Origin of the sequence: Streptomyces sp. NPDC127097 (assembly GCF_042724075.1) — a bacterium.
In the GTDB taxonomy this organism is placed as follows: Bacteria; Actinomycetota; Actinomycetes; order Streptomycetales; family Streptomycetaceae; genus Streptomyces.
Genome location: NZ_JBHXFI010000023.1, coordinates 77,117 through 94,346, shown reverse-complemented (window position 1 = coordinate 94,346; position 17,230 = coordinate 77,117). Strand labels below are relative to the sequence as shown.

Here is a 17,230-nt window from a genome sequence, read left to right as displayed (position 1 = left end):
GTAACGCGGGCGGCGGCCTCCGAGGAACCCCCGGCTCGGGCTGATTCCTGAGCCGCCTGGGCCTGTCCGGGCCTGACGCGCCGGACAGACCCTTGTCGCTGCCTGCACACGGGACCACGCGACCACTCCACGGCGTAGCACGCCGTCCTGGATTTCCCGGAGCACCTCTCCCATGCATGCCACTGTTCCCTCCGCCCTTCCCGTGGGCCGGGGGCTGTTGTACGTCACGTTCGCCGCGACCGCCTGGGGCACCGCGGGCGCGGCCGCCGCCCTCCTCTACCGCGGCAGCGGACTGGGCCCGCTCGCCCTCACGTTCTGGCGCACCTTCGGCGGGCTGGTCCTGCTGCTCGCCGTACGGGCGCTGCTGCGCCGCCGGTCGCGCACCGCCGCCGTCCCCGCTCCGGACGAGCCGCTCGGCCGGCGTCTGGCCCGGATCGTGCTGACCGGCGTCGCCCTCGCCGTCTTCCAGGCCGCCTACTTCGCCGCCGTCGAAGCCACCGGGCTGGCCGTGGGCACCGTCGTCACCATGGGGGCGGGCCCCGTCCTCATCGCCATCGGGGCGCGGGTCACGATGGGCGAACGGCTCGGCGCGGGCGGAGTCCTGGCCGTCGCCGGGGCGCTGACCGGGCTGGCGGTCCTGGTCCTCGGCGGCGACGGCGGTGCCACCGTCCGGCCTGCCGGGGTGGGCTGTGCCCTGCTGTCGGCGGCCGGCTGCGCCGCGATGACGTTGACCACCCGGCGGCTGGGCAAGGGCGGCGGCAGTGATCCGTACGCCTCGACGGTCAGCGCCTTCGCGGTCGGCGCGCTGTGTCTGCTGCCGCTCGCGGCGGTGGAGGGGCTGTGGCCCCAGGCGCACGATCTGGGCCGCAGTCTGTGCCTGCTGGCCTATATCGCGGCGGTGCCGACGGCGCTGGCCTATGGGCTGTACTTCGCGGGCCTGGCCGCCGTATGCGCCGCGACCGCGTCCGTGATCTCGCTGATCGAGCCGGTGTCGGCCGCGGCCATCGCGGTGCTGTTCCTCGGGGAGCGGCTCACCATGGCGACGGCGATCGGAACGGGCGTGCTGCTGACGGCCGTTGCCGCGCTGGCGGTGACGGAGGCGCGCGGGGCGGTGTCGGCCGCGCGGTCGGCGGCGCCGGTGGCGGGCTGAGGCGCGGGTGCCCGGCCGGCGGTGGTCGGCCGGGCACCCATACGTCCGGGCCCCTTGGAACGGCGGGGCAAGGGGAGCCCATCAGGAAGCGGGCTTCCCCTTGGCGGCCGCGGTCAGTCTGCGCTGCTGGTGGGTGCGGGCCGCCGCGTCCCCGGGGCCGTCCCGCTCGGCGAGGCGCTCCGAGACGCGGTGCTGGACGGCCTCGCTCCGCTTGCCCCCGTACTTGAACTTGGCGCGGACCTCCCGCACTTCGAGGCGCAGACCACGGATGCCGGACAGCAGCCGTCCGTACGGAGCCGCCCCCGCCGCGACCGGTGCCGAGCCGCCGTCCGGCTGGAAGTGCCCCATCTGACGTCGCAGCAGCGCCGCCTTCTCCTCCGGGTCGTCCACGACATGGGCGGTGCAGGTCAGCTGGACCGCGGCGTAGAAGCTGGTGGGGACGCCGTGTTCGGGCGGCTGGTCCTCGGCCGCCTGCCAGGGGCCGGGGATGAAGGTGTAGTCGTCCACCACGCTCAGCAGCACCGTCGGCCGGTCCTCCAGCGCGCTCCAGAGGGGATGGGGCCGGGCGAGATGGGTGACGGCCTCGCGGCGGGCCGGGTCGTAGGCGAAGTGCAGCGGCTGGAGCATCGGTGGTTCGCCGGGCCGTCCATTGGCGGCCAGCTGACCGAAGTCGTGGGCCGTGAGCCACTGTTGCCACTCGGCGTCCTCGGTGGGGGCGTCCCAGGGGTGGATCAGCACGGTGGCTCCTCAGCGGGCGGAGAGATACGCCGGCTCGGGGGTGCCGGGCGCGAGGTCGTCGGAGGGTATGGGGGCGCCGTACACGGGTGCCACGGGCAGGACGCCGCTCCAATACGGCAGCGCGAGATCCTCCGGCTCGTCGTTGGGGCCGCCGGTGCGGATCTTGGCGGAGACCTCGCGCAGGTCGAGACGGATCACGGAAGTGGCGGCCAGTTCCTTGGCGTTGCCCGGCCGGGAGTCCGCGGCGCGCCCGGGCAGCACATGATCGACGAGCGCGTCGAGCGCGGTGGTCTTCTCCCCCTCGTCGGTCACCTGGTGTGCGGTGCCGTGCACCACGACACAGCGGTAGTTGATGGAGTGGTGGAACGCCGACCTGGCCAGTACCAGACCGTCGACATGGGTGACCGTCACACACACCTCGAGACCGGGGTCCGGTGCCGCGCCCGTCATCCGCAGTGGGCGGGATCCCGTGGAGCCGTGGAGATAGAGGCGGTCGCCGACCCGGCCGTAGAGCGTCGGGAGGACGACCGGGGAACCGTCGCGGACGAAGCCCAGATGGCAGACGTAACCCGTGTCGAGGATGGCGTGCACCGTGTCGTGGTCGTAGGCGGCGCGGCCGCGGGCGCGGGTGGGGGTCGTGCGCTCGGTCGGTTCGTACGACTCGGCTCGGGCCATTGCGATCTCCATTGCACTAGTGCATAATCAAGTTTGTGCTAGGAGAGTATCTGATCGAAGGGCGGCGCGCATCGGAGATTGCCGCCAGCGTCGAGCGGGCTGTCGGTGCGGGCCGGCTCCAACCGGGCGAAGTCCTGCCCCCGTTGCGGGAGTTGGCCGTCTATCTCGAGGTCAATCCGAATACGGTCGCGGCGGCATACCGCTCCCTCCGTGACCGAGGGGTGATCGAGACCGCGGGCCGGCGCGGCAGCCGGGTGCGCCCGCGCCCGGCGAGCACCTCACGTGAGGCGCTGCGGGTGGAGGTGCCGCCGGGCGTCCGGGATGCCTCCGACGGAAACCCCGATCCCTCCCTGCTGCCCCCGCTCGAACGGGCCCTGGCCGAGGCCGCCGCGCGCAGTGCGCGGCGCCCCGTGCTCTACGGCACACCGGCCGTGGACGACGACCTGGCCGCTCTCGCCCGCGCGGCGTTCGCCGCCGACGGGGTGCCGGAAGCGCCCGTCGCCGTCACCAGCGGCTCGCTCGACGCCATAGAGCGGGTGCTGGCCGCCCATCTGCGGCCCGGCGACGCCGTGGCGGTGGAAGACCCGGGGTGGGGCAGCCTGTTGGACCTCATCCCGGCACTCGGGCTGCGTCCCGTTCCGGTGGGAGTGGATGACGAGGGCCCGCTGCCGGAGCAGTTGGCGCGCGCGATCCAGGACGGTGCCCGTGCCGTCGTCGTCACCGACCGGGCGCAGAACCCCACCGGCGCCGCCATCGACCGCGCCCGCGCCACCGAACTCCGCACCCTCCTGGCCGAATACCCCCACCTCCTCCTCATCGAGGACGACCACGGGCACGGCATCGTCGACCTCCCGCTCCATCCGCTCTCCGGGGTGACCGACCACTGGGTCCTGGTCCGTTCGACGGCCAAGGCGTACGGCCCGGATCTGCGGCTTGCCGTGCTCACCGGCGATGCGCTGACCATCGACCGGGTGCGCGGCCGTCAGCGTCTCGGGCCGGGCTGGATCAGCCATCTGCTCCAGGACACGGTCACCCACCTGTGGCGGACCTCCGCGATCGACCCGAAAGCGGTGGCCGCGGCGTACGGCCGACGGCGGGACGGGCTGATACGGGAGCTGGCGGAGCGCGGAGTCCGGGCCCGCGGCCGCAGCGGTATGAACGTCTGGGTACCGGTCCCCGATGAGACCGGCGCGGTGGCCCGCCTCCTGCACGCCGGCTGGGCGGTGGCACCTGGCGCACGCTTCCGCCTGCACTCACCACCCGGCATCCGCCTCACTGTCTCCAGTCTCTCCGATGACGACATCGTCCCGGTGGCGGACGCCATTGCCTCGGCGACGGGGGTGGGGGAGGCGCGGCGGTATGAGTGAGGGGTGGCCGTATGAGTGAGGGGGAGGGGTGCGGGCGGTGGGGAGGGCTGAGTGGTTGGGCGCTGCGCGGGGGCGTGGGGTGCCTCTGTGATGCCCCTTCGGGCCTCCGTGAGCAGGGCCGCGGCCGGACTGCGGGGCAGCTCATGGGCGTGCAACTGCCGTAGGGGGGCGAGCCGTTGATGCTGGGGCGTGGGGCGTGGGGCGTGGGGCGGAGTCCCCCGGTATGGCGTCGCGGGGCGAGGGGCGAGGGGCGAGGGGCGAGGGGCGGGGTGGGGAGGGGGAGCCCCCGAGGCGGGACTCGGGGGGCTGAAGCCTAGGACTCGGAACTCGGGCTCGGAGGCTCAGGGCGCTCGCGGGGCTCAGCGCCCTCGCGGGGCTCAGAGGCTCGAAGCTCAAGGTCCGAGGGCCAGGCGTAGGTGTGTCGTCAGGCAGAGGTCGTGTCGGTCCGCGGGGGTGCCGGCCGGTTCGGGCGGGGCCTGCTCTGGGTGAGGGCGGCGCCGGCCAGGACGATGAGGGCGCCGACCGGGGTGTTCCAGCTGAGCTGTTCGTGCAGGAGTGCCACGCCGGCCGCGGTGGCGATCACGGGGATGAAGTAGGTGACCATCTGCGCCGTGGTGGGGCCGATCTCGGCGACCAGACCGTACTGGATGAGGAAGGCGAGGCCGGTGCCCAGGGCGCCCAGGGCGAAGACGGCGAGCAGCGGGATGATCGGGTAGCTGGTCGGTGCGGTGGTGAACAGCGGTGTGACCACGGCCAGTTGGGCGGTGGCCAGCAGGAGCTGGGCGCTGGACATGGACAGGTGGGAGTGCGGGACGCCCGCCAGGGTGCGGCGGACATAGATCCAGCCGACGGCGTAGCTGAGCGAGGCGCTCAGCGCCATCACGGTGCCGGTCAGATCCGTGCCGGCAAAGCCCTGCCAGGCGCCGAGCACGGTGAGTACGCCGAGGAACCCGAGGCCCAGGCCCGCCACCCGGCGCCGGGTGGGGCGGTCCTCGGAGAGCGCGACGACCGACAGCGCCATGCCCCACAGCGGTGAGGTGGCGTTGCAGATGCCGGCCAGCGTGGAGGGGATGGTCAGCTCGGCGTAGGCGAAGAGGGAGAACGGCAGCGCATTGAGGAAGAACGCGGCCACGGCCAGATGGGCCCAGGTACGGGCGGACCGGGGGAGCCGCTCGCGCTTGACGGCGAGGACGGCCAGCAGCACCAGCGCACCGAACCCGACCCGGCCCAGGGTCACCTGTAGTGGGGCGAAGCCCTGGGTGCCCACCTTGATGAAGAGGAAGCTGAAGCCCCAGACGAGGGAGAGGACGGCGAAGCGGAGCTGCCAGCCGCGGGCCCGGCCGCCGGCCTTCGGGGCCGCGGTCGCGGTGGTGGCGCGGCGCGAGGCGGCTGCGGTGGCCGCCGTGGTGGCGCGGAGTGAGGCGGCTTCGGTGGTCGCGGTGGTCGCGGCGTGCTTGTCGGCCGCGGCGCACGCAGTTGCGGCCGGAGGGTTGTTGGTGGTGTTGGCGGAGGCGGTGGGTGCGCCGGTGGCGGTGCTCATGAGGTCCACGATGCGGCGCACAACTTCGTAGCACAAGCGAGAATTCGTGGCGGGTATCGCTTAGCATTGCTTATATGTTGAACCTTGATCGCCTACGGACGCTGAGCGCGGTCGCCCGCCATGGCTCGGTGAGCGCGGCCGCCGACGGGCTGCATGTGACGACCTCGGCCGTCTCGCAGCAGATCGCCAAGCTGGAGCGGGAGACCGGGCAGCAGCTGCTGGCGAAGAACGGGCGCGGGGTGCGGCTGACCGACGCCGGACGGCTGCTCGCCGATCATGCGACGCGCATCCTTTCGCAGGTCGAGCTGGCCCAGGCCGAGCTGGAAGCGCATCGCGGCCAGGCGGTGGGCGAGCTGCGGCTGGGCGCTTTTCCCACCGCCGCCCGCGGGCTCTTCCCGGCCGCGCTCGTCACCCTCCGCGCCGAGCACCCCCAGCTGCGGGCGCGGCTGACGGAGATGGAGCCGGACGAGTCGGTCCGTGGAGTGGTGCGCGGCGACATCGATCTGGCGGTCGTCCTGGACTGGTACAACCGGCCACTGTCCCTGCCCGACGGGCTGGCGAAGGCCCCGCTGCTGGACGATCCCGCCGATGTGGCGATGCCGTCGGCCCATCCGCTGGCCCAGCGGCGGTCCGTTGAGCTGGAGGAGTTCGCCGACGATGAGTGGATCTCCTGGCCCCAGGGGGAGTTCTGCAATGAGTGGCTGATGTTCACGCTGCGCAGCAAGGGCATTGAGCCGCGGGTCGCGCACATGGCGGAGGAGCACGGCACCCAGCTCGCCCTGATCGCGGCGGGACTGGGCGTCGCGGTGGCTCCGCGCCTCGGCCGGGGGCCGGTGCCGGAGGGCGTGAGCGTGGTGCCCGTACGCCATACGATGCGCCGCCATGTCTATGCCATCTGGCGCGCCGATGCCGACCGCAGGCCCTCGATCCGGGCCGCCGTGGGGGCGCTCCGCATGGCCGGGAAGAACCTGGAGGGCTCCTGAGGCGGCCACCGTCGGCGGCCCCCGGTTCTTCTCAGGCCGGTGGGACGATGCCGCGGATGACGCCCAGGTCCAGCAAGTCCTGTGGGCGGATGCGGAGTTGGTCCGCGGTCTGGTGGATCTGCGTCGCGTCGCGTTTGAGGATGGCCGCGGCCAGTTCCGGGGCGATCACGGAGAAGTAGCTGTCCGGGGTGGCCCAGAGCCGGTCCGGTGCGGCCAGGGCCAGTGCGCCGCCCGAACCGCCTTCGCCGATGAGCAGGGAGGTGACGGGCACCCGGGCGGTGGCGAGCGCCGCGAAGGTGTCGGCGATGGCGGCCCCGGCACCGGCACGCTCGGCCGCCGCGTCGTTGGCGGCGCCCGGTGTGTCCACCAGGGTGAGGACCGGGATGCCGAGCCGGTCGGCGAGCCGGACGAGCCGCGCGGCGGTACGGAACCCGGCCGGGCGGGTGGCCGTGCCGCACTGGGCGGCGAAGGCGATGGTGCGCTCCTGACGGCGACCGAATCCGCACCGTATCCCGGGGTCGACGCCGCCGCAGCGGTCGCCGCTGATCTCCTCCCGGTCGTCGAAATAGGCAGACAGGTACGCCTCGGCGCGCGGCCGCCCGGAGGCGCGGGCACGGACCACCGCACCCCAGCCCGTCTCCGGCAGCTCGGGTGGGCCGAGTGCCTCCGGCGGGGGCGCCGGCTCCGTCGTGGATGTGCCCAACTCCCCTGGCGCTGCGAGTAGTTGCAGCCACCGCTGGAGCGTGCCCCGTAGCCGGTCGGGTGGGACGACGGCGTCGATGTGGCCGGCGGCCAGCTGCCCCTCGGCGGTGTAGGCGGAGGGGTCGGCATCCGGGGGACGCACCCGCGAGCCCGCGAAGCCGACCTGCGCCCCGGGGAGCGCGAGGATCACATCGGCGGCCGCGCCCAGGGTGGCCCAGCCGCCGCCGGTCGTCGGATCGCGCAGCACGGCGAGCTGCGGGAGCCCCGCGGCGCGGTTCAGCGCCGACTGCCGTGCCACCCGCTGGAGTTGGGTCAGCGCGCGCATCCCTTCCTGCATCCGGCTGCCGCCCGTGGCGATCAGCGAGACGACCGGCAGACCGTGCGCACGCGCATGGGCGTAGGCGGCCTCCAGCCGGTCGCCGGTGCGCTCGCCCAGGGAGCCGCCCAGATAGCGGAACTCGAAGGAGAGCACGACCGTTTCCCGGCCGCCTATCGTGGCCAGGGCGGTGACCACCGACTCGTCCTCGCCGGTCCGCTCCCGGGCGCGGGCCCGCGCGTCGTCGTAACCGTGCCAGCCGAGGGGCCCGTCCGGCGCGGATGACGCCCCGGGCGCGGCGCCACGACCGTCCGGCACGGCCGCCTCGCTGTAGGTGTCCGCCACCGCCGCGATGGCTTGACGGGCGGTCAGCCGGGCGCACGGCAACGTCGCGGCGCCGGCGCTGCTGCCCGGAGTCCGTTCGCCGGGCGCGGCACCGTCGCCACCACGACGGCCGTCGGCCTCTCCGGAGACCGCCTCCCGGTCCCCGGCGCCCCCGCTTCCGCCGCTACGCATGGAGTTCACGCTTGAGGATCTTGCCCATGTCGTTGCGCGGCAGGGCGTCCAGGAAGTGCACGGTGCGGGGGCGTTTGTGCGGTGCGAGCTGGCGTGCGACATGGTCGGCGAGTTCCTCCGCGGAGGGCGCCGGGCCGGCGTCCGGACCGGTCGCCGTCACGATCCAGGCGACGATCCGCTCGCCGAGGTCCTCGTCCGGAGCGCCGGTGACGGCGGCCTCGGCGACACCCGGGTGAGCCAGGAGCGCATTCTCGATCTCGCCCGCGCCGATCTTGTAGCCACCGCTCTTGATCAGATCGGTGGCCTTACGGCCCACGATGCGGTAATTGCCGGCGGCGTCGCGGACCGCCATGTCGCCGGTGCGGAACCAGCCCCCGTCGAAGGCCGCGGCGGTGGCATCGGGGCGGTTGAGGTACTCGACGAAGAGGTTCGGGCCGCGGACCTGAATCTCGCCGACCGTGTCGGCGTCGTTCGCCTCGATGGCCCGGCCCGCGTCGTCGACGAGCCGGACATACACCCCCGGGAGGGGCACCCCGACCGTGCCCGCCGCATCGGGCCCGTCCGCCCGGACGCTGGTGTTCATCAGCGTCTCCGTCATGCCGTAGCGCTCGATCACCCGTCGGCCGGTGGCCGCCGTGATCCGCTCATGATCGGTCAGCGGCAGCGCGGCCGAGCCGGAGACCAGCAGCCGGGCCCGGGAGAGTGCCTTGGCGAGCGAGGGATTCTGCCCCGCCTCGGCGGCCAGACGGTGGTACATCGTCGGTACGCCGAACAGCATCGTGCCTTCCGCGGCGAGCTCCCGGGCCACCGCCTCGGTGCTGAAGCGGCCCAGGTGGTGAACGCTGCCACCGCGGCGCAACGGCCCGAGGATGCCGAGGATCAGCCCATGGACGTGAAAGAGCGGCAGGGCGTGTACCAGGACGTCGTCGGCGGTCCACTGCCAGGCGTCCGCCAGCGCGTCGAGGGTGTGCGTCAGGGCGCGCCGGGGGAGGACCACGCCCTTGGGCGGCCCGGTCGTGCCGGACGTGTAGACGATCAGGGCCGGCGCCTCATCGCCCGGTTCACTCGGCAGCGGGGCCGGCCCGGCCTCCTCGGAGGGCGCCGCGGCCTCGATGTCGATACGGGACAGCGCGGCGAGCGGGCCCGGCAGCTCGGCGCCCGGCTCGGCCAGCACGAGCGAGGGCACGCTGTCCGCCACGATGTGCGCCAGCTCGCTCTCACCGATCTTCGGATTGACCGGCACCACGGCCACCCCGGCGAGCAGCGCCGCCACCGCACCGACCGCGGTCTCCAGCGTCGGCGTCGCCCAGAGGGCGATACGGGTTTCACCGGCGATCCGCTCGGCGAGCACGCCTGCCACCGCAGCCAACTCGCGATGGCTGAGGCTGCGATCGCCGAAGCGCAGCGCGGGTGCGGGCGAAGCGTCGCGCAGCGCGGGGAAGAGCACGTTCACCGGATCTCCTTCGTCCTCGTCGGCACCCGGCCACCTCGCGGCCGGGCCGCCCCGCTCGCGCACCTGCCGGTACGGAACGGGCTGACCGACACCACTCTCGCAGAGACCACTGACATCACGGCGTCGGCGTCGGCGTCGGCGTCGGCTTTGGCGGTGGCACGCCTGGGCTGGCCCCCCGCCGGCCGTGGCCACGGCTCCCCCGGCGCCCGTGCCCTCACCCTCACCCTCACCCCGGGATCTTGCGGAAGTCCCACGACGCGACGGACTCCGGCGTCAGCCGCAGCCAGGCATGCCGGCCGTCGTGCGGCATCGCGGACATCCCGAAGTACTTCTCCGCGAAGAGCCGCTCCGGGGCGTCCAGTTCGGAGCACGGCTCGCCGGTGCGCGGCGCCTCGCCGATGAACTCCGCACGGCCCGCCAGCTCGGCCCCGCGCAGCTCGCCGTACGCGTGCCCGTCATCGACGACCACCGCGATCCGCGGGTCCTTGCGCAGCTGGGCCCACCGCTTGCTCCGGGTGATCGAATAGAGCCACAGCGCCGTACCGTCCCAGACGAACCACAGCGCCCCGATGTGCGGCGCACCGCCGGCACCGACCGTGGCGACCCGGCAGGTGCGCTGCTCCGCCAGGAAGGCGTCGAGCTCGCCCTGCGTCATCATGATCCGGCGCCCGCGCCGCTGTGTGTCGGCCATGCGTCATCACCCTCCGCCGTGCGCCGCTCATGCGGCCCTGACCCGGTCAACTGGCATCGCCCCAGAGTTCTGACTATGCGTCAGAAAGGATGCGGGCTCTTCCTGATGTACGCAATGGCCGCTAACCTCGGGCGGCCTTTCCGGGGCGCCGGCCCTGGGCCCGTCGGGACCGGATCCGACCCACGGGGACCGGACCCGCCAGAGGGGATTGCGATGCCTTCGGACACTGCACGGCTCATTGGTCAACTGGACCCGGCCGCGACGGTACTGCTCACCGTCGAATGCCAGCGCGGGGTGGTCGGCCCGGACAGCGCACTGCCCGAACTCGCCGACGCGGTCCGCGAGTCGGGGGCGCTGGCGAACGTCGCCCGACTGGTGGCGGCGGCGCATGGCGCCGGCGTCCAGGTACTGCACGCGGTCGCCGAGCGCCGCCCCGACGGCCGCGGCGCCAGCCACAACGCCCGCCTGTTCAAGGCGGCCGCACGACTGCCCGTCCAACAGCTCACCGGATCCGCCGCGGTCCATATCGCCGAGCCGATACCCGTCTCCGACGACGACCTGGTGGTACGCAGGCTGCACGGCCTCTCGCCGATCGCCGGCACCGACGTGGACGCACTGCTGCGCAATTTCGGGTGCCGGACCCTGGTCGTCACCGGAGTGTCGGCGAACGTGGCCATCCCCAACGCCGTCTTCGACGCCGTCAACCTCGGGTACACGGCCGTAGTGCCCGCGGACGCCATCGCGGGCGTACCTGCCGACTACACCCCCGCGATGATCCGCCACACCCTCGCCCTGGTCGCCATCGTCACGACCACCGATGAGGTCCTGGCCCACTGGAGCCGGCGCCGCCGCGGCCACTGAGCCCCGGCCGCCCCTCCACTCCTCGCTATCCGAACTGGCCGACCTGGTAGTCGCCGGCGGGCTGCTGGGTGATGACGTTCCCCCGGTTGAAGGCGTTGATGAGGGCGATGGCGCACACCAGGGCGGCGAGCTGCTCCTCGTCGTAGTACCTGGCGGCATTCGCCCAGGCTTCATCCGTGACGCCACCGGCCGCGTCGGCGATACGGGTGCCCTGCTCCGTCAGCTCCAGAGCGGCGCGCTCGGCTTTGGTGAACACCGTGGCCTCCCGCCAGACGGCGACCAGGTTGAGGCGCACCGAGGTCTCCCCGCCGGCGGCGGCTTCCTTGGTGTGCATGTCGATGCAGCCGGCGCAGCCATTGATCTGGCTGGCGCGGAGCTTCACCAGTTCCTGCGTCGCGAACGGCAGCGTCGAGTCCGCGAGCGCCTTGCCCGCAGCAATGACGTGCTTCATGGTCTTGGCGGCGATCGGGCTGGCCATGAGGTTCAACCGAGCATTCATGCTGTGCTCCTGTGTCGTGGTTGCTGTTGACCTCTTGGACGGGACAGCCTGACGAGATGTGACACGGGCGGGGGAGGACGGGGTGTCGTCGCCCTCCATGCCCGGGATGCTGCGTCCTGCTTTGCCCGAGCCCGGCACCGCCGTAAACCACCGGCCAGTTGGCTTGCCCAAGGCTCAGACCGCTTGCAACCGGGCGACCCGAACCGCCCATCCAGCGTCCTCAGCGCCTGAGCGAGCGACATCGCTTGGCACGGCTCGGTTCCCCGACGTCACCCTGCCGGCAAGAAGGAGGTTCGTCCCCCTCCCCGTAGCGGAAAATCGCCACGGCCAATAGCGCGAACCACGCTCCGACGGAGGTCAGATGGATGCGCTGGGCCAGGCCATGGCCTCCCGGGTGTCCGAAGAAGGGGCCGACCGTAAGGATGGCGGCAGTCATGGAGACCGCCAAGAGCCACGGTCCCCAACGGCGCACGAGGTCCAAGGGCGGGTGGCCGCGTCGGGAGGCGGTGATGAAGAGAGCCATGGAGGCGAAAAGGGTGAAGTGCACCATGCCGCTTGTGGTGGTGTGCCAGAGGGTGCCCTCCGGACAGCCGCGTTCCACGGAGGGTGCGCAGCGCAGGGGCAGCAGCACGTCGGTGATGGAGAACACCCCGAAAGCTACGGTGGCGGCGCCCCCGGCGGAGGCCCAGCGCCCGGGCAGCATGCTCCATACGAGGGCTCCACCGGTCACCACCAGCCCTGCGCAAGCGATCTCTACGAGGCTGAACAGGACCCGGTAGGGCTGGTCGGCGGCGAACAGCTCGCTGACGTAGGAGTCCCGCTGGTGCAGCCCCGTGGGCAGGAAGAACTGGAGCACCCAGTCGTTGTAAACCACCGACGCCGCCAGCAGCAGCCCTGCCGCAGCCGTCCTGCGCGTCGGCCGCGGCCTCACCGGTACCGAACGGAAGTGGAAGCGGACACCGCACCCTCCTCACGTATCGCCGAAACGCTGTCCGTCGGTCGGCCACCACAGCGCGCAAAAACAAGCTCCCTGTGGTTGCTGCCCGAACCTGCACGTACGCATCTCTGACATCGCCACCCTTCACCCGAACAGCCGACGGCCGTTCCCTTGCGGCGCCGAGCTGGGGTGGAGCGGTGAGCCGCCTTTTCGGGGAGGGGGGTATCTCAGCGCGCGGCTTCCGCCTGAGCGAGGTGTTCCCTCAGCCGGGTTGAGGTGGTGAAGAGGTGGCCGCGCATGCCGAGCGCCTCGGCGGCCCGCACGTTTTCCCGGCGGTCGTCGACGAAGAGGATGCGGTCCGGTTCCTCGCGCAGGGCCTGCGCGCACCACCGGTACGCGTCCGGCTCGGGCTTGGCGTGACCGATGCGGCAGGAGAAGGCACATACCTGGAAGTGGTTGAGCCAGGCATGCCGTGCCTGGTAGTAACTCGCCAGCTCCTCGGGGATGTTGGAGAGCAGCGCGAGGCGCCGCCCCTGTGCCGCGAGCTCTTCGACGAGGGCCACCATGGTGTCGTCGACGGCGCTCCAGCCGGCGATATCGGCCTCGATCAGCTCTGCGATCCGGTGGTCGTCGAAGTGAGTGCCCAGGGAGTCGGCCACCTGGCGCCAGTAGCCGGGCCCACGGATCTCTCCGCGGTCGTACGGCGGGCGCAGCGCCCAGTAGGCGTCCCAGAAGGCCGGTGCGGACACGCCCGCCGTCCGCACCAGCCGGTCCTTGCCTTCGGGGGACTGGGGGCGTGCGATGACGCCGAAAAGGTCGAAGAGCACGGCTGTCATGTGGTTACACCTTCCGTACGGTGACGCCCGCCGCGGTGAGGTGCTCGGTCTGGTCGTCCGGTGCCAAGTCATCGGTGACGACCGCGTGCAGGGCGGGGGCGGGGGCGACGAACGCGAGGGCGGTGCGGGAGAGTTTGGCGGCCTCCGCGACGGCGATCACGCGACGGGAAGCGGCGATCGCGGCACGTTTGACGGCGGCATCGTCCAAGTCGTAGGCGGTCAGGCCGTTTTCGGCGGTCAGTCCGCAGCAGCCGATGATCGCGGTGTCGAAGCGCAGGGCGGACAGGGATGCCTGGGTCAGGGGGCCGGTCAGTGCCAGTTCGCCCGGCCGGGGCCGGCCGCCGGGGATCAGCAGGGTCAGCTGCGGGGCCTCTGCCAGCGCGTTCACCGCGTGCAGGGAGAGCGGCATGACGGTCAGCCGGCGGTGCGCCAGCGTCCGGGCCACCTCCAGGCAGGTGGTGCCGCTGTCGAGGACCACGGACTCTCCGTCGGCCACCAGGCGGGCGGCCTCGACGGCGATGCGCCGCTTGACCTCCGTCCCTTCCTGCGCCCGCAGGGCGAACGGCGGTTCCTCGCCGCGCAGCAGCAGGCTCCTCGCGCCTCCGCGATAGCGCTCAAGTACCCCCTGGGAAGCCAGGACTTCCAGGTCACGGCGGATGGTCATCTCGGAAGCGCCGGTGAGCCCGGCCAGCTCCGCGACGCCGATACTGCCCGCCGTCCGCACCGCTTCAGTGATCTGCCTCAGTCGATCTGTGCCAGCCATAGCCAGATTGAACATTGATCGCGTTCGAATGGCAACCTTTCGAAAGCTGAACTTGTTCGCTATGTTCGAAGCGTGGAGAGATCACTGCGGCTCGGCCGCCTGGCCACCTTTGCCTACTTCGTCCTGAACGGCTTCCTGATGGGGATGTGGATCGTCCACATTCCCGATATCGAGCACCGCGTAGGGATCAGCCATGCCGTACTCGGCTGGTTCCTGCTGCTGCTCGGCGCCGGAGCCTTCGCCGGCATGCAGCTCGTCGGCCCACTCACCGACCGCTTCGGCGCCCGTACCGTCGTGCCGCTCAGCGCGGCCCTGTGCAGCGCCGGTGTGGTCCTGCCGGGATGGGCCGCGAACGCCTGGACGCTGGGGGCGGCGCTGCTGGTGCTCGGTCTCGGCAACGGCTGCCTGGATGTCAGCATGAACGCGCATGCCGTCCAGGTCGAGCACGGCTACCGACGGCCCGTCATGTCCGCCTTCCACGCCGCCTTCTCCATAGGCGGCGTCCTTGCCGCGCTGACCGGCGCGCGCATGCTCAGCTGGGGCTGGAGCCCGGTGGCGACCCTCGGCACGGTGGCCCTCCTGGGCCTGGTGACCGCGGCGCTGGCAGCCCCCGCACTGCTCGGGTCCCGCGGCACCCAGCTCCCAGCTGCCCCGGCTGCTGCCGCGAAGGAACCGCGCGGTACCAGGACCCCCGGGCGCATTTGGGCACTCGCCACGCTCGCACTGATGATCATGCTGTGCGAGGGCGTGGCCAATGACTGGAGCGTGCTCCACCTGCGCAACGTCCTGGGGGCGCCGCCCGCCACCGCCGCCCTCGCCTACGGGGCGTTCGCCACCGCCATGACCCTCGGCCGCCTGCTCACCGACCGGGTGGCCGCGCGTTTCGGCCCGGTGGCCGTGCTCCGCTACGGGGCATCCGCCGCCGCACTCGGCCTGACCGCGGCGTCGCTCTCCGCCTCCATCCCCTTGACCCTGATCGGCTGGGCCCTGTTCGGAGCCGGACTGTCCGGTTGCGTGCCTCAGCTCTTCAGCGCCGCGGGCCACACCGACCCGGACGCCGCCGGTACCAACGTCTCCCGCGTCGCGGGCCTCGGCTACATCGGCATGCTCGCCGGCCCCGCGATCATCGGACCCCTGACCCAGGTCATGCCGCTCCAGCTCACGTTCTTCCTGCCCGTGGCCTTCTGCGTGGTCGCCGCCGCCACGGCCGGCATCCTGCGGCCCCGTAACGCCGCCCCCACACGCCCGGAGACCCGAGCCGGCATCACCGCACGCCTGGAGACCCGAGACGGCACCACCGACTCCGGCAACAGCCCGGCCCAGCCGGCCCCTCGTGAGACCCCACCCGGCACCCACTTTTAAGGGATCGAAGCCATGAGCATTGAGGTCAGGGAGTCCACGCTCTACCGCTTCTCGGTCGGTGACAGCCGGTAGGAGCTCTACACGCCGGCAGCGCATTGGCTCATCGGCACTGCGGTAACGGCCAACTCCCCGACCCCGGTTGCTTACGACGTGTCCACGATCTGGTGCCGGAGGTGGTCGTAGGCCCAGGCGGCGAGGGTGGTCGGGGTGGTGGTCCGGACGGTGCGGGGCTGTTCCGGCCGGAAGTCCTCGCGCAGGCCGGCCGACATTCCGAGCAGGGCCTCGACCGCTGCGTCGGTCATCCCGGCCTGGTGGAGCTGGGTGCGCATGGCGTCGTCAGTGATCCGTTCGACGCTGATCCGCCGGCCGGTGGCGGCGGTGAGGATTTCGGCGACCTGTCGCCAGGTGAGGTCGGCGGGGCCGTGCACTGCTTGTACGCAGCGGCCGGACCAGGTGGGGGAGAGCAGACGGGTGGTGGCGACCTCGGCGATGTCGCGGGGTGCCACCCAAGGCATGGTCTGGTCGAGCGGAAGGATCACCTGAAGGGTGCCGGCGCGCAGGGCGTCGAGTTGCAGTTCGAGGTTGGTGAAGAAGTAGCCGCAGCGGAGGTGGGTGACGTCGACGCCCGTGGCGTCCAAAGCGGTTTCGGTGTGTGCCAGGCCGTCGATCTCACCGGCACCGTGACGCTTCTCGGCGCCGACGCTGCTCTGGAAGACGACGCGGCCGATCCGGTTGTCGGTGACGGCGCGGGCCACGCTGCTGGTGGCCCGGGCGTAGGCGGCAAGGGGGTCCGCGCCGGCGGTGGGCGGGTCCACCCAGAACAGTGCGTCAATGTCTCGGGTGGCGGCCGCTACCGCGTCGGCGTCGTACAGGTCGACCTGCACTGCATCCACCTCGTCCGCTACCTCGGGAGCCAGTCGGGCGGGCTCGCGCAGCAAGACGCGCGGGCGGACCCCGGCGCGGATCAGCGTGGCAACGACGTGGCGGCCGACGTTGCCGGTCGGGGTGGTGACAGCGATGCGCATGGCTTCCTCTCATTCGGCGACTGCGCATGCAGGCTAGAAGCAGAAGCGGCCGGAACCTGTCCGCCTCTCCTGGAAGGCTGAGGTTATGGACCTCGACCCAACGAGCAGGACCCTGACCTTGCTGACGCTGCTGAAGTCGGGGGGTGAGTGGACGGCCGCCGACCTGGCCGAACGGCTCGGCACGAGCGTCCGCACCGTACGGCGCGACGCCCAGCGGCTGCGCCGGCTCGGGTACACCGTCGAGGCCCGCCCGGGGCCAGGCAGCGCCTACCGGCTGAGCCCCGGGGTCAAGGTCCCGCCCATGCTGTTCACCGCCGACGAGGTCACCGCGCTGGTGGCCGGACTGCATCTGATCCGTGCCTGGCTCCCCGAAGACCCGGTCGCATCGAGCGCCTTGCTCAAGCTCGACCAGGTCCTGCCCCGCCCGCTGCGCCGCCGCGCGGCCGCCACCGACCTCGCGACCGAGGTGCTCCAGCAGCCCGGCGCCGTGGTCGGGGCAGCCACCGTCGGCGTGATCGCCGACGCGGTGGCCGAGGGCGGCAGGCTGCGGTTCCGCTACGTCGACCAGCACGGCCGGCCGTCCACCCGCCTGGTCGAGCCGTACCGCCACTTCCTCCGCGCGGGCCAGTGGTACCTCGTGGCATTCGATGCCGACCGGGACGACTGGCGCACCTTCCGTCTGGACCGCATCACCGACATCTCCCCGGTGCCGGGGAGCTACCAGCCCCACGCATTCCCCGATGCGTCCATCGAACACTGGCTGACCACCGACTTCGGCCGTGCCACTGCACGCTCCTCCCGCGCCACCGGGTGAGG

General features: G+C 72.3%; 17 protein-coding genes. 6 read left to right on the top strand and 11 right to left on the bottom strand.

Going from position 1 to position 17,230, the window contains the following annotated elements:
* The first annotated feature begins 172 nt into the window (after nt 1-172).
* Nucleotides 173-1,150 (top strand): DMT family transporter, encoded by a 978-nt coding sequence (locus tag ACFWJW_RS19300; RefSeq protein ID WP_387242417.1) that lies wholly within the window; start codon nt 173-175, stop codon nt 1,148-1,150.
* An 81-nt stretch (nt 1,151-1,231) separates the two neighbouring features.
* On the opposite strand, the gene ACFWJW_RS19295 is transcribed toward ACFWJW_RS19300, so the two are convergent.
* Both ACFWJW_RS19295 and ACFWJW_RS19290 read right to left on the bottom strand, forming a co-directional pair.
* Nucleotides 1,232-1,888, bottom strand: a complete 657-nt coding sequence (locus ACFWJW_RS19295; RefSeq protein ID WP_387242414.1) for an FMN-binding negative transcriptional regulator — start codon at nt 1,886-1,888, stop codon at nt 1,232-1,234.
* Nucleotides 1,889-1,897: 9 nt separating this feature from the next.
* Nucleotides 1,898-2,575, bottom strand: coding sequence for a pyridoxamine 5'-phosphate oxidase family protein (locus tag ACFWJW_RS19290; protein ID WP_387242411.1), 678 nt, complete (start codon nt 2,573-2,575; stop codon nt 1,898-1,900).
* 23 nt (nt 2,576-2,598) lie between these two features.
* On the opposite strand from ACFWJW_RS19290, the gene ACFWJW_RS19285 reads away from it, so the two are divergent.
* Nucleotides 2,599-3,930 carry an aminotransferase class I/II-fold pyridoxal phosphate-dependent enzyme gene (locus tag ACFWJW_RS19285; protein WP_387242408.1) on the top strand — a complete coding sequence of 444 codons (1,332 nt, stop codon included), beginning with the start codon at nt 2,599-2,601 and terminating at the stop codon, nt 3,928-3,930.
* Between the two features lie 424 nt (nt 3,931-4,354).
* Here the strand turns inward: ACFWJW_RS19285 and ACFWJW_RS19280 are convergent, their stop codons facing one another.
* Complete coding sequence (locus tag ACFWJW_RS19280; protein WP_387242404.1) at nt 4,355-5,470, bottom strand: DMT family transporter; 1,116 nt, start codon at nt 5,468-5,470, stop codon at nt 4,355-4,357.
* A gap of 74 nt (nt 5,471-5,544) precedes the next feature.
* On the opposite strand from ACFWJW_RS19280, the gene ACFWJW_RS19275 reads away from it, so the two are divergent.
* Complete coding sequence (locus ACFWJW_RS19275; RefSeq protein WP_387242401.1) at nt 5,545-6,453, top strand: LysR family transcriptional regulator; 909 nt, start codon at nt 5,545-5,547, stop codon at nt 6,451-6,453.
* A 31-nt stretch (nt 6,454-6,484) separates the two neighbouring features.
* Here ACFWJW_RS19275 and ACFWJW_RS19270 read toward each other — a convergent pair whose 3' ends face one another.
* From ACFWJW_RS19270 to ACFWJW_RS19260, 3 genes are all read right to left on the bottom strand, one after another.
* On the bottom strand, nt 6,485-7,987 hold the full coding sequence (locus ACFWJW_RS19270; RefSeq protein WP_387242473.1) for a carboxyl transferase domain-containing protein: 1,503 nt from the start codon (nt 7,985-7,987) through the stop codon (nt 6,485-6,487).
* Nucleotides 7,980-9,440, bottom strand: coding sequence for an acyl-CoA synthetase (locus tag ACFWJW_RS19265; protein WP_387242398.1), 1,461 nt, complete (start codon nt 9,438-9,440; stop codon nt 7,980-7,982). Before ACFWJW_RS19265 ends, ACFWJW_RS19270 begins: the two co-directional genes overlap by 8 nt.
* Nucleotides 9,441-9,666: 226 nt before the next feature.
* The gene (locus ACFWJW_RS19260; protein ID WP_387242395.1) at nt 9,667-10,131 is read right to left on the bottom strand and encodes a pyridoxamine 5'-phosphate oxidase family protein; all 465 of its coding nucleotides are present in this window, start codon (nt 10,129-10,131) and stop codon (nt 9,667-9,669) included.
* Nucleotides 10,132-10,344: 213 nt separating this feature from the next.
* On the opposite strand from ACFWJW_RS19260, the gene ACFWJW_RS19255 reads away from it, so the two are divergent.
* On the top strand, nt 10,345-10,992 hold the full coding sequence (locus ACFWJW_RS19255; RefSeq protein ID WP_387242392.1) for a cysteine hydrolase: 648 nt from the start codon (nt 10,345-10,347) through the stop codon (nt 10,990-10,992).
* 25 nt (nt 10,993-11,017) lie between these two features.
* On the opposite strand, the gene ACFWJW_RS19250 is transcribed toward ACFWJW_RS19255, so the two are convergent.
* The 4 genes from ACFWJW_RS19250 to ACFWJW_RS19235 all read right to left on the bottom strand — a co-directional run bounded on the left by ACFWJW_RS19250 (nt 11,018) and on the right by ACFWJW_RS19235 (nt 14,027).
* A complete protein-coding gene (locus tag ACFWJW_RS19250) occupies nt 11,018-11,491 on the bottom strand; it encodes a carboxymuconolactone decarboxylase family protein (protein ID WP_387242390.1) in 474 nt (157 codons plus the stop codon).
* 220 nt (nt 11,492-11,711) lie between these two features.
* Nucleotides 11,712-12,422, bottom strand: coding sequence for a DUF998 domain-containing protein (locus ACFWJW_RS19245; RefSeq protein WP_387242388.1), 711 nt, complete (start codon nt 12,420-12,422; stop codon nt 11,712-11,714).
* A gap of 233 nt (nt 12,423-12,655) precedes the next feature.
* Nucleotides 12,656-13,264, bottom strand: a complete 609-nt coding sequence (locus tag ACFWJW_RS19240) for an HAD family hydrolase (protein ID WP_387242386.1) — start codon at nt 13,262-13,264, stop codon at nt 12,656-12,658.
* Between the two features lie 4 nt (nt 13,265-13,268).
* Nucleotides 13,269-14,027 carry a DeoR/GlpR family DNA-binding transcription regulator gene (locus tag ACFWJW_RS19235; protein WP_387242384.1) on the bottom strand — a complete coding sequence of 253 codons (759 nt, stop codon included), beginning with the start codon at nt 14,025-14,027 and terminating at the stop codon, nt 13,269-13,271.
* Between the two features lie 72 nt (nt 14,028-14,099).
* Here ACFWJW_RS19235 and ACFWJW_RS19230 point away from each other — a divergent pair, with 72 nt between their 5' ends.
* Nucleotides 14,100-15,389 carry an MFS transporter gene (locus ACFWJW_RS19230; RefSeq protein WP_387242381.1) on the top strand — a complete coding sequence of 430 codons (1,290 nt, stop codon included), beginning with the start codon at nt 14,100-14,102 and terminating at the stop codon, nt 15,387-15,389.
* Between the two features lie 143 nt (nt 15,390-15,532).
* On the opposite strand, the gene ACFWJW_RS19225 is transcribed toward ACFWJW_RS19230, so the two are convergent.
* A complete protein-coding gene (locus tag ACFWJW_RS19225; protein ID WP_387242379.1) occupies nt 15,533-16,414 on the bottom strand; it encodes an NAD(P)H-binding protein in 882 nt (293 codons plus the stop codon).
* A gap of 85 nt (nt 16,415-16,499) precedes the next feature.
* Between ACFWJW_RS19225 and ACFWJW_RS19220 the strand changes: the two genes are divergently transcribed.
* A complete protein-coding gene (locus ACFWJW_RS19220) occupies nt 16,500-17,228 on the top strand; it encodes a helix-turn-helix transcriptional regulator (protein ID WP_387242376.1) in 729 nt (242 codons plus the stop codon).
* Nucleotides 17,229-17,230: the final 2 nt, after the last annotated feature.

Excerpts from the sequence above, each read along its gene's own strand:
- ACFWJW_RS19300 (WP_387242417.1), top strand. The coding sequence starts at position 173 with ATGCATGCCACTGTTCCCTCCGCCCTTCCCGTGGGCCGGGGGCTGTTG.
- ACFWJW_RS19290 (WP_387242411.1), bottom strand. The coding sequence starts at position 2,575 with ATGGAGATCGCAATGGCCCGAGCCGAGTCGTACGAACCGACCGAGCGC.
- ACFWJW_RS19280 (WP_387242404.1), bottom strand. The coding sequence starts at position 5,470 with ATGAGCACCGCCACCGGCGCACCCACCGCCTCCGCCAACACCACCAAC.
- ACFWJW_RS19275 (WP_387242401.1), top strand. The coding sequence starts at position 5,545 with ATGTTGAACCTTGATCGCCTACGGACGCTGAGCGCGGTCGCCCGCCAT.
- ACFWJW_RS19270 (WP_387242473.1), bottom strand. The coding sequence starts at position 7,987 with ATGCGTAGCGGCGGAAGCGGGGGCGCCGGGGACCGGGAGGCGGTCTCC.
- ACFWJW_RS19260 (WP_387242395.1), bottom strand. The coding sequence starts at position 10,131 with ATGGCCGACACACAGCGGCGCGGGCGCCGGATCATGATGACGCAGGGC.
- ACFWJW_RS19255 (WP_387242392.1), top strand. The coding sequence starts at position 10,345 with ATGCCTTCGGACACTGCACGGCTCATTGGTCAACTGGACCCGGCCGCG.
- ACFWJW_RS19250 (WP_387242390.1), bottom strand. The coding sequence starts at position 11,491 with ATGAATGCTCGGTTGAACCTCATGGCCAGCCCGATCGCCGCCAAGACC.
- ACFWJW_RS19240 (WP_387242386.1), bottom strand. The coding sequence starts at position 13,264 with ATGACAGCCGTGCTCTTCGACCTTTTCGGCGTCATCGCACGCCCCCAG.
- ACFWJW_RS19235 (WP_387242384.1), bottom strand. The coding sequence starts at position 14,027 with ATGGCTGGCACAGATCGACTGAGGCAGATCACTGAAGCGGTGCGGACG.
- ACFWJW_RS19225 (WP_387242379.1), bottom strand. The coding sequence starts at position 16,414 with ATGCGCATCGCTGTCACCACCCCGACCGGCAACGTCGGCCGCCACGTC.
- ACFWJW_RS19220 (WP_387242376.1), top strand. The coding sequence starts at position 16,500 with ATGGACCTCGACCCAACGAGCAGGACCCTGACCTTGCTGACGCTGCTG.